General features: G+C 47.9%; 9 protein-coding genes. 4 read left to right on the forward strand and 5 right to left on the reverse strand.

Annotated features, from left to right (window positions below; all coding sequences use genetic code 11):
• The 3 genes from L0156_27350 to L0156_27360 all read right to left on the reverse strand — a co-directional run.
• The coding region (locus tag L0156_27350) for an aminofutalosine synthase MqnE (protein MCI0606718.1) at positions 1-203 on the reverse strand (203 nt) is incomplete at its 3' end.
• 32 nt (positions 204-235) lie between these two features.
• Positions 236-1,087, reverse strand: coding sequence for a putative 4-hydroxybenzoate polyprenyltransferase (ubiA, locus tag L0156_27355; protein MCI0606719.1), 852 nt, complete (start codon positions 1,085-1,087; stop codon positions 236-238).
• A gap of 4 nt (positions 1,088-1,091) precedes the next feature.
• Positions 1,092-1,682, reverse strand: coding sequence for a UbiX family flavin prenyltransferase (locus tag L0156_27360; protein ID MCI0606720.1), 591 nt, complete (start codon positions 1,680-1,682; stop codon positions 1,092-1,094).
• Between the two features lie 145 nt (positions 1,683-1,827).
• Between L0156_27360 and L0156_27365 the strand changes: the two genes are divergently transcribed.
• The 3 genes from L0156_27365 to L0156_27375 all read left to right on the forward strand — a co-directional run bounded on the left by L0156_27365 (position 1,828) and on the right by L0156_27375 (position 4,928).
• Positions 1,828-2,709, forward strand: coding sequence for a glycosyltransferase family 2 protein (locus tag L0156_27365; GenBank protein MCI0606721.1), 882 nt, complete (start codon positions 1,828-1,830; stop codon positions 2,707-2,709).
• Between the two features lie 83 nt (positions 2,710-2,792).
• Entirely contained in the window at positions 2,793-3,950 is a 1,158-nt protein-coding gene (locus L0156_27370) for a class I SAM-dependent RNA methyltransferase (protein MCI0606722.1), read from the forward strand.
• Between the two features lie 117 nt (positions 3,951-4,067).
• Positions 4,068-4,928 (forward strand): M23 family metallopeptidase, encoded by an 861-nt coding sequence (locus L0156_27375; GenBank protein MCI0606723.1) that lies wholly within the window; start codon positions 4,068-4,070, stop codon positions 4,926-4,928.
• Between the two features lie 103 nt (positions 4,929-5,031).
• Here L0156_27375 and L0156_27380 read toward each other — a convergent pair whose 3' ends face one another.
• Positions 5,032-5,622: a tetratricopeptide repeat protein gene (locus L0156_27380; GenBank protein ID MCI0606724.1), complete on the reverse strand. Its 591-nt coding sequence runs from the start codon at positions 5,620-5,622 to the stop codon at positions 5,032-5,034.
• A gap of 1 nt (position 5,623) precedes the next feature.
• Positions 5,624-7,969: a PBP1A family penicillin-binding protein gene (locus L0156_27385; GenBank protein MCI0606725.1), complete on the reverse strand. Its 2,346-nt coding sequence runs from the start codon at positions 7,967-7,969 to the stop codon at positions 5,624-5,626.
• Between the two features lie 130 nt (positions 7,970-8,099).
• Here L0156_27385 and tadA point away from each other — a divergent pair, with 130 nt between their 5' ends.
• Positions 8,100-10,727, forward strand: a complete 2,628-nt coding sequence (gene tadA / locus L0156_27390; protein ID MCI0606726.1) for a Flp pilus assembly complex ATPase component TadA — start codon at positions 8,100-8,102, stop codon at positions 10,725-10,727.
• Positions 10,728-10,831 lie beyond the last annotated feature (104 nt).

Below are 10,831 nucleotides of genomic sequence, written 5' to 3' on the forward strand. Positions count from 1 at the left end.
GGCTCAATGTGCCGGTTTACGTTGAAATAAGCGTTCTTGCCATGAAGTTTCTCGCGGACAAAATTCCCAAGCCGGCCGATCATCAATAAATCATTGGATTCGTAGAGGCGAATTCCATCCTCACGGTCGAGACGCAGACCCTGATGGACTTTTGTGGCAATATCGGCCAGTTTGGAACTTCCCGTGTAGCTTTGTGTAAGCATAAGAGATGAGATTATATATAAAAAGGTATCCCCTACAAGTATAAATCCAGGGAACAAAAAATCAGCAACAGGACGCTGATCAGGCCGTTCATTGTAAAGAAGGCTTCGTTCACCCGGGTCAGATCATCAGAAGAAACCAGCGTATGCTCATAGAGCAGAAGGCCGGCCACGATCGTAACCCCCCCGTAATACCACAAGCCGAGTCCGGCTTTGTATCCGAAAATTGCAAGAAACATCACCGTCAGGCAATGACAGAATCTGGAAACATTCAGCGCAGTTTTGATTCCGAACCTTGATGGGATGGAATGGAGTTTATGGTTGCGATCAAACTCTGCATCCTGGCACGAATAAATCAGATCGAAACCGGCTGTCCAGAAAAGTATCGCCAAACTCAGCCAGATAGGCAGGAAATCCAGACTTCCTCGCACAGCTACCCAAGCGCCGGCCGGAGCAACTCCAAGGGCCAACCCGATGAACCAGTGACTGAGCGCCGTGAATCGTTTGGTAAAGGAGTAGAAGAAAATAATTGCCAGAGCAAGAGGGGACAACAGAAAAGCCAGATGGTTCAACTGGAACGCCGCTAAAACAAAAAAACTTGAACAAACGACAATGAAGAAAAAAACGAATCGAGTGGAGAGAAGTCCGGAGGGTAATGCCCAATTTTTTGTGCGCGGATTCAAGCGGTCAAATTTGTAATCGGCCAAACGGTTAAAAGCCATGGCGCAGGAGCGGGCGGAAACCATCGCGACCAAAATCCAGAAAAGAATTCTCCAGGAAGGAAGACCGTTGGCAGCAACGAGTGCGCTAATGATTGCAAAGGGCAAGGCAAAAACGGAATGCTCGACTTTGATCATCCGCAGAACCAAAGCAACTTTTCCGAACATGTCCCTATCTTCCCCAGCGCTTACTCACACTATGAGCAAGATGGAACTGATCCAGAACCCGGGCAACGATGAAATCGATCAGGTCGCTGATTTCCAGGGGACGATGATAAAAACCAGGAGAGGCGGGAAGGATTACACCTCCTGCGCGTGTGATTCGAAGACAATTCTCCAGATGGATTTCGGACAATGGTGTCTCCCGCATCACAAGCACAAGCTTCTTCCGCTCCTTTAATACAACTTCAGCGCCACGATGCATCAAGTTCGAGGAAGTCCCGGCTGCAATCGCTCCAAGAGTCCCTGTACTGCAGGGAATAATCACCATTCCATCGGTTGGATAACTTCCGCTCGCAATCGGAGAGTAAAAATTCACGATGTCGTAATACCGAATCTTCTCCGACTTCTGTCCAATTAGCTGATGCACCTTAAAGTTCTTGGAGGACAGTGAGAGGGACATCTCCTGCTTTAACAGAATGAAACCGTTCCCGGAAATGACGAGATGGATCTTTTTCACCTCATCCATTGAGTTCAGGACCTGGAGAAATTTCACAGCGTAGGCCGCGCCACTTGCGCCCGAAATTCCGACGGAGATTTCCATTTGCGTAAGGATATCATAGTAGCAGACAACCTTTTTTCACCGCAGAGATCGCCGAGAACGCAGAGTAAAAATTAGTTTTTTCTCAGCGGTCTCTGCGTCCTCGGCGGTGAATTCTTGTGTGCGACTGAGCTATAATGTTCCGTTTATGACTGAAACGATGACATCGACAGAAAGCGCGGCAATTTCGATCGTAATTCCAGCGTACAATGAAGCGCTGGCGATCGTTGAAGTTGTTCAACAGATTTCCGAAGTCTGCAGTGCTCAGAAAATCGATTTTGAAATCATTGTTGTTGATGATGGATCGACGGATCAGACGGCAAATGTTCTCCAGAACAAAGACGTGCACGTGATCCGGCATCCGGAAAATCGTGGATACGGAGCGGCCATAAAAACGGGAGTTCTTTCAGCGCAATATCCCTGGATTCTCATCACAGATGCAGATGGAACATACCCGATTGCTCAAATCCCGAAACTACTGGAGAACATGGATCATTATGAAATGATTGTCGGATCGAGAACGGGGGAAGATGTGAACATTCCAGCTGTTCGCAAACCGGCAAAATGGGTTCTGTCCAAAGTTGCAAACTTCATGGCGCAGACGCGCATACCGGATTTGAATTCGGGATTTCGCGTTTTCCGAAAGACAGCCTTTCAGCGATTTTTGAACCTTTTTCCTTCCGGTTTTTCATTGACAACCACGATCACACTTGCCTTGCTCTGCAACGGATATGCAGTCCGGTACGTGCCCGTGGATTATTACAAACGCACGGGGCGTTCGAAAATTCGGCCCATCAGAGATACTTACAATTTCTTTTTGCTTGTGATCCGAACGATCATGTATTTTGATCCGCTGCGCGTGTTCGCGCCGGTCGCACTCTTCTTGCTGCTTGCCGGCGCGATTCTGGCAGGATACGAAATCTACAGATTCGAAAACATCACCACCGCCGCCGCCATCTTCCTGTTCGCGGGCGTTCAAACTGGAATTCTTGGCCTGCTCGCTGATCTGATCGTCAAAAGCCGCCGTTAATTTTGAACCGCCAAGACGCCAAAGCGCCAAGAAAAATTAAGATGTTTTATACTTGGCGTATTGGCGACTTGGCGGTTAGTTAAATGGATGAGAAGGTTATCAAAATTGAAAAGCTTGTTTTTGGCGGGAAAGGTCTTTCGCGCGATTTAGAAAAAGTAACCTTTGTTCCGTTCACTTTGCCTGGCGAAAAAGTTCGGGTCCGTATAACAAAGCAGCATAATGACTATCAGGAAGCTGTAGCCATTGAAATTGTTGAGCCAAGTCCTGATCGTGTCACACCGGAATGCAGCTATTTCGGCGTGTGCGGTGGTTGTCAGCTGAGTCATGCTCAATATGAAAAGCAAGTTCAGCTAAAACTCGAAATCCTGCAAGAGACTCTTCGGCGTAGTGATTTGAAGTTTCCGGAAATTCAAGTCTTCACCGGCAAACCTTTTGGTTATCGCCATAGGGCTCAACTGAAATACGATGCTTCCCAAAAACGGTTGGGATTCTTTGAAGCCAACTCGAATCGCGTGATCGACGTCCACGAATGTATCTGTTTGACTCCCGGTCTTAACAATTTGCTAAAGACGCTTCGCGCAAAAGTCTGCTCGCAGCCGGTTCCAGGACTCAGAGAAATTGAGTGTTATGAAAACGATCAACAACAACGGGCCGCGTTTTTTACACCTGCCATAAAACAATTCTCTTCTTTAGAAAATCAGGAACTTTCGATCTCGTTTCGTGGAAATCGCTATCCGATGAATCCGCAAGTTTTTCTACAGGTGAATCCCGGAATGTGGCGTGCGATGATCCAGGAAGTAGAATCGCATTACGAAGGCCCGGTTCTCAAAAAAGCTCTTGAATTATATTGCGGAGCTGGATTCTTTACAGCGCCCCTCGCCGGAAGGTTCCAAAAAATGATTGCATGTGAGGAGAACCCGCCCGCCATCGCTCACGCAAAAACACATCCTGGATTGAAAAATGTTGACTGGATTTGCGCAAGAGTTGAAAATCTCAAGTTTCCACAGGAACTGGATGCCGTCATCGTTGATCCGCCGCGGCCGGGATTACATCAAAATGTAGTGAGACAGCTAGTAGATAAGAAACCGGATTGGATTACTTACGTTTCTTGCGACTGCAGCACCTTCGCTAGAGATGTGAAAAAGTTGAAGCAGTTCTACACAATCTCAAAAATGACCATGCTCGACTTGTTCCCCCAAACCTATCATTTCGAAATCATCGCGCTTCTACAAAAGGTGTAGGGTGTTTGTAGTGGCGGGATTGACATAGCAAAAAGCACATGATAGGATTTCGGCGGCTCATCGAGCCAGCGACGAGGGGGAAGGACAAAGGAAAACCACAACGGAGGATACGATAAGATGGGCGACTCACGCTTTACCATTCTTGTCGTTCCGAACGCAAATGCGTCGCTTCGCAAGTTCAAAATATCATCGGTCACATTATTTTATGCATTCATCGTTCTTGCGATCTTCGCTGCAATCGGCGTTGGAACGATTCTGCAGTATCTGAGAACTCAAAGGCAAGCGGAAGCAGTTCGCAAAGAAAATGCTGAGTTGAGGGCCAGTTTAAAGAAGTCAGAATTTCTGGCACAAAAGCTAAACCGGAAAATTTCTGCGCTCACTCGCTTATCTGCGCGACTGAAAGCAGTTTCCGGCATGCCCACTCTTGCAAGGAAACAGCAACTCCCCCCCACGATTGGAATGGGCGGCGCCACATGGGGACAAGCGCCGGATCCCGGACAGTTGGCGATGCTGGAACAAAGAGCCGAAACGCTGGAGCAAAGCCTTAAGGTTTTGCAGAGCTACATTCAGACAGAAAAACCGTTTAGCACTCCTTCCTTAATACCGACAGACGGATTCCTTTCCTCTTCGTTTGGATCGCGAATGAACCCATTTACCAATTTGCCTGATTTTCATCAGGGGATTGACATCTCCGGTAATTACGGTACTCCTGTAATTGCCACAGCCCAGGGAATCATCGCGATAGCCGGTTATTTCGGGAGTTTTGGGTTGACGGTTCAAATCGAGCATGAAAACGGTATCACAACGTTGTTCGGTCACCTTTCAAAGATTTACGTTAAACCTGGTCAAGAAGTAGTACGCGGTCAAAAAATCGGACTCATGGGCAACACAGGAATGAGCACAGGACCGCATCTGCATTACGAAGTGAGAATCAACGAACAGCCGGTGAATCCGAAACCTTACCTGGCACGGCGGTAGAGTGTAGTGGCAGAGCATTTGCCACACAACTCGCAACGCCATGCCATTTAGAAAGTCCTACACAAGGATTGAAGGTAGCGCAAGAAAAGCAAATGCTCTGCAACTACTTCTTATTTAGCGAATCCAGTTCCGCCTTGGCCCATGTATTCGAAGGATCCAGCGAGACGGCCTGGCGAAATTTTTGAATCGCTTCACCTTTTTGATTTTGAGCTTTTAGAATCAGTCCCTCCTGCAACAAAACCTGAGACATCCAGAAGGGATCGCCATGCAGATGCACCTCCGCTTGAGCAAGAAAGCCCGAGGCACGTTCGTAATTTTTTTGCTTGGCCGACAGAACGCCGAGATAGTAATAAGGACGTCCATTATTAGGGCTGACTCTCAAAGCTTGCTCAAAGAATTGTTCCGCTTCTTCCAGATCTCCTGAATTCATTTTTTTTACGCCGCTCTCAACCAGTTTCAGCGCTGAAGCATCACCGGGCGACGTTGCCTTTTTTTTAGGAGTGGGCGGCGGCAGAGTTTTCCTGGGCGGTTTTACCTCGGGTGGCGGTTGAACGGGGGGTGGAGTTGTCACTTCCGGCTCTGAAACAGGAGGCGTCTCCGGTTCAGAAGGTGGTTCAATATCAGTCTGTCTTTTCTTTGCACACGAAACAATTGTGAATAAAACCAACAATGCGATGAAGATTCTTGCTTTCATACTATCCAAATATATTCCACCAGTTCCCACCGTGCTCAGAACAAGCCTCCGGTTCCGTACCATCGATAAAGATCTCCGGTCGCGATGTGGGGCAATCTTCAGTGGCGAGGCCACCGGTAGCCGGATCAATCATTCGAACTACGACTCCATGCGGACTGCTGAATTCTTCCGCAGGTAAACTTTCCGTGGCCTTCTTCATAAAACGAACCCACACCGGCAAGGCAGCCTGCGCGCCGGTCATTCGAATCGGAGTATTGTCATCATAACCTGTCCAGACAACGCAAAGTAAATTCGGCGTGTATCCAACAAACCATGCATCTCTGTATTCATCTGTGGTTCCCGTTTTGCCGGCCGCGGGGCGCACAAAACCCCATTGCCTCACCGCGCTTCCTGTGCCCTGCGTTAACACACTCGTAAGCATGTCCGTAATGATGTAAGCGGTCTGCGGACGCAAAACCTTTTTCACCTCAATCTGGCTTCTTTCCAATGTTGTTCCGCCGGCGTCTGCAACTTTCTTCAAAGCGCGGATTTCCGTTTTCACTCCGCCATTCGCAAACACGGTGTACGCAGTGGCAACCTGCCAGGGTGAGACTTCGAAAGCCCCCAGCGAAAGAGACGGATAGGGTTTGACATTTCCAAAGCCAAGCCTTTGCGCCAGCAGCGAAACATCCTTCAACCCCACTTCCACCGCGAGTTTCGCCGTAGCAACATTCATCGAATTAGCGAGCGCATTCCGCAATGTGACGGTGCCATGATACTGCCCATCATAGTTTTTGGGTTGCCACACTTGATTCTGAAAATGAAACGTCCAGGGCTCATCAGCAATCAACGTGGCCGGCGTGAAGATTCGTTGCTGATTGGCGAAGTACTGTTCAAACGCCGTTGCATACACAACCGGTTTAAAGATGCTTCCCGGCTGGCGTTTCGCCTGTTTCACACGGTCGAATTGACTCTGAGAGAAACTTCGCCCTCCGACAAGAGCTCGAACAAAACCTGTTTGAGGTTCGATCGCAATCAAACATGCTTCCGCTTTCTTTTTTGTTTTCGGGAAACGGATTTTGTCGATCTGTTCTAACCCTGCTCGAATCGCCTCTTCCGCCGCCTGCTGCATCTCCAGATCCAGCGTTGTGAAAACTCGAAGATTCCTGGTGTAAATCTGTTCCTGATCGTATTTTTCGAGCAGCTGCGATTTCACAATGCTGCCGAAGTAGGGCGCTAGATTAATTCTCGAGTCAAAAGAGTGCACCACGACCGGCGCTTGAATATATTGAGAATACTCGGCTGCCGTAATGGCGCCCGTCTCTTTCATCGCGCGCAAAACAGTATCGCGCCGGGACTTTGAATCCTTGGGATGTCGATAGGGATTGTAAATATTCGGCGCCTGAATCATCCCCGCAAGAAGAGCAGATTCCGTCACGCTAATGTATTGAACATCCTTACGAAAGAATAAACGACTTGCCTCCCCTACTCCATTGATACTCATGGAACCGCGCTGGCCAAGGTAGATTTCGTTCAGGTACAGCTCGAAGATTTCCTCTTTCTTTAATCTTCTTTCCATAATCCAGGCCATGATCGCTTCATTGGCCTTTCGGCGTATCGAGCGCTCCGGTGTCAAATAAAAGTTTTTGACAAGCTGCTGGGTTATGGTGCTTCCTCCCTGCAATTGCTTTCTGTTTGTCAGGTCGTTCCAGATTGCACGAAGAACAGCCTTTAAATCGACACCTCCATGGCTGAAAAAACGCCTGTCTTCGATTGCCAGAACAGCTTGCGTCAAGTGTTTCGGTAGATCGGCATATTTTACGAGCGTCCGCTTTTCCCACTCCTCACCAAAAAGATTGCTGATCGGAATCGGCTCGAGTTCATAAGCCGGAAGCTCTTCCTTAGCATCTAAATTCTCAATGCGCTCGACAGCAGCGCGCCCGAAATGGATTAAAACTGCAGGTTCTGCCTTCCCGTCGTCGTACAGGGAATGTTTTCGGAATGTGATTTCATCCTTTTTATGATTGTATTCACCGACTCCAACTTCGGAATTGCTTCGCGCCTGATAGTTCAGTCTCTCGAGATATTCCACAAGTCGTGCGCTCCGCATCGGCATACCCTGATAAAGAAAGGGGGCATCCGCGTAAATAGTGGAGGGGAGCGCCCATCGCTGGCTCTTCAGATGATTTTCGACGATAGACGAACAGTCCCGGTAGGTCCTAAGCACGAAAAAAAAGCTAGTCGCAAAAACGAAAATCGCTGAAAAAAAAAGGATTTTGGGAATGATCTTTCCTCGAGGGGGAAGGGGGATGCGCCGAATTACTTTCCTTATGATCACTTTTTCGTAAGATACAGCCGGAATATCCATTTGTCAAAAAAGCTCCTGTATAATTTCTCTTTACCGGCTGTCGTGACACATGCGTGACTACTTGCCGGAAAAGGACCATGTGCTATATTAAGAAATGCAATAACTCCTCCAACATATTGAACAGCAATCCATGTCAGAACTCTTAAGTGACAAAAACGTTCTTGAGCTTCTTGTAGATTGGCACCGCTCGAAACGCACTGGCAAAATCCATCTTAGAAAAAAACAGATAGAGAAGGAGATTCTCATGCGCGAGGGCGCTATTCTCCGGGCACAGTCCAATCAGGACAACGAGAAGCTTGGCCAGATTTTGTTAAAGCGGAATCTGGTGAGCTCCTGGGACCTTGAAATCGCCCTTGGTCAAATCAAAGATCTCAATAAACGCTTAGGCCAGGTGCTGGTTGGAATGTCTGCAATCAAGGAACCTGTGTTGAACAATACACTCGTGTCTCAAACAAGAGACATCATTTTTTCTCTAGTGGATTGGGAAGATGGCGAGTACGAGCTGGAGGATCTGGAGGAACTGGACGCTGAAATTTATTTCGATCAACTCTATACGCCGGAAATCATTCTTCAAGGAATGAGAAGAATCTCCAACATTGTTCTACTTCTGCGGCCACTGGGGGATCTGCAAGGTTCATTGAGGCTCACTCCAGACTATCTGGAAAAAACTCGAAGGGTTACGCTTCTAACGGAAGAAAAAAGTGTGCTGGCTTTGTTGAACAAGCAGTCAAGCTTGAAAGATTTGATCAAGTCCTCTGGAATGGAAAAGCTCACGGTATACCGTTCCGTTGCTGCTTTGATGGCTGTGGATGTAGTGCAACAGGAAAGCGGCAACAATTCTGGAAAAATTGTTGACTCGGGACCTGTCACTGTCGGTTCACATTTGCCCGCCACCCGGCGCAGCGCGGTGCGGGGACAGCGAAACTTGCTGGGAGAAATGCTTGTTTCAAACCATGTGATCACAGAAGAACAACTGAAAGAGGCGTTGGTCATTCAACAATCCACGCGTGATAAGAAAAAGCAGTTTCTTGGGAGTGTTCTAATTCAGTTGGGTTTTTGCACAGAAGAAGCAATCGTCGGTTGCCTGAGCAGTCAGCTTCGAATTGAAGAAATCAAAGAATTCGAAGTGAGTGAAGAGCTGAAGAAGTCGATTCCTTTTCACGTTGCAAAGCGTTATTTCATTTGCCCGATGCGAAAGCATGGATCCACGCTCGATGTTGCGATGCTGGATCCGACAAATATGTCGGCGCTGGATGATCTTTCATTCCTTACAAGTCTGAGAATTCAAGCATTCATAACAACGAATAAATCGTTGAGAGAAGGTTGGAAAAAACTTTACGGTTATTCGGAAGAGAAAGGGGTTCAGCGTTTCCAGAAAACGATAGAGGTCCGCCGCGATTTGAGTTTCCGAAATTTTGTCAAAGATGACGAAATGGAAGGAGAAGAGGGTGAGTTTGGAGATCTTGAAGAAGAGACTTCTTTTGACATGGGAGAGTTGGAGTCTCTGGTCACGGGTGTTGTAGAAGAGTTGCAAATCGTAAGCTCGGATTCCGATGCCAATCTTGCCGCGATCGCTCTGGATGTTGAAGACGCCCCGGTGGTCAAGCTTGTGAACATGATTTTACGTCAAGCAATTAAGACTGGAGCAAGCGATATTCACATCGAACCGTGGGAGAACAAGCTTGTTGTTCGATACCGGATGGATGGTATTTTGCATAAGGCCTTCAGCTTTCCCATTTCGATCAGCAATGCGTTGATTTCACGCATCAAGATCATCGCGGGGATGGACATTGCAGAAAGACGGCGCCCGCAGGATGGTCGCGTAAAGCTACGAATGGGTAAACGCAGAATCATTGATCATCGCGTTTCGGTAGTGCCATCGGTTTTTGGTGAACGGGTAGTGCTCCGGGTCCTCGACCGCGCTTCTTTAGAAATCGATATGACAAAGCTCGGCTTTGATGGGCAACAACTTGAAATGTTCAAGCGCGCAATCAATCAGCCGTATGGAATGATCCTTTGCACGGGTCCAACCGGCAGCGGAAAAACCACGACACTTTACTCCGCTGTAAATTCACTGGACTCAGCATCCAACAACATTATGACGGTTGAAGAACCGGTCGAATATATGTTCCCCGGAATCTGTCAGGTACAGGTGAACGACCAGATCGGTGTCTCCTTTGCTACCGTGCTGAGATACTTCTTGCGGCAGGATCCGGACATCATCCTTGTGGGGGAGATTCGTGATCTAGATACGGCCGAAACTTGCTGCAAAGCCGCTCTCACGGGCCACCTTGTCATGAGCACGGTTCACACAAACGACGCGCCTGCTGCGATCGGCCGTTTAATTGATCTAGGGTTGAAACCCTATTTGATTTCTGCTTCCATGCTTCAGGTAATTGCTCAAAGACTCCTCCGTAAGATTTGCGGGCGTTGCAAAACCGAAGTCGACTACGATAAGAACGTGCTTGTGGATGCGGGTTTTACGGAAGCCGAAGCGGAAGAGGTCACTCTCTATCGCGGAACTGGTTGTGAAGCGTGCGGAAATACAGGCTTCTATGGCCGCATGGCAATCTTTGAAATTATGCAAGTGACGCGAAAAATTAAAGCAGCCATCGCTGCTGATTTGCCCGCCGATCAAATTAAAGAGATCGCGATCAGTGAAGGAATGAAAGACCTGCGTCGCGCCGCCCTTGACAAAGTAAGACTGGGCGTTTCGACTCTGGAAGAAGCGATCCAGAATACGTTATCAGACTTTTAGCTCGTACTACTGACGTTGAACTTCTTGTTTTTTGTGAAAGAATTTTCGAAAAACAGTCGACATTTGGTTTGAATTATAATGCAATTGAACCGCAGAATATCGAA

The sequence above is a fragment of the bacterium genome, from assembly GCA_022616075.1.
In the GTDB taxonomy this organism is placed as follows: Bacteria; Acidobacteriota; HRBIN11; order JAKEFK01; family JAKEFK01; genus JAKEFK01.

What these genes read in the sequence shown, in the direction of transcription:
- ubiA (MCI0606719.1), bottom strand. Translation starts at nt 1,087, where the DNA reads ATGTTCGGAAAAGTTGCTTTGGTTCTGCGGATGATCAAAGTCGAGCAT.
- L0156_27380 (MCI0606724.1), bottom strand. Translation starts at nt 5,622, where the DNA reads ATGAAAGCAAGAATCTTCATCGCATTGTTGGTTTTATTCACAATTGTT.
- L0156_27360 (MCI0606720.1), bottom strand. Translation starts at nt 1,682, where the DNA reads ATGGAAATCTCCGTCGGAATTTCGGGCGCAAGTGGCGCGGCCTACGCT.
- L0156_27365 (MCI0606721.1), top strand. Translation starts at nt 1,828, where the DNA reads ATGACTGAAACGATGACATCGACAGAAAGCGCGGCAATTTCGATCGTA.
- tadA (MCI0606726.1), top strand. Translation starts at nt 8,100, where the DNA reads ATGTCAGAACTCTTAAGTGACAAAAACGTTCTTGAGCTTCTTGTAGAT.
- L0156_27385 (MCI0606725.1), bottom strand. Translation starts at nt 7,969, where the DNA reads ATGGATATTCCGGCTGTATCTTACGAAAAAGTGATCATAAGGAAAGTA.
- L0156_27370 (MCI0606722.1), top strand. Translation starts at nt 2,793, where the DNA reads ATGGATGAGAAGGTTATCAAAATTGAAAAGCTTGTTTTTGGCGGGAAA.
- L0156_27375 (MCI0606723.1), top strand. Translation starts at nt 4,068, where the DNA reads ATGGGCGACTCACGCTTTACCATTCTTGTCGTTCCGAACGCAAATGCG.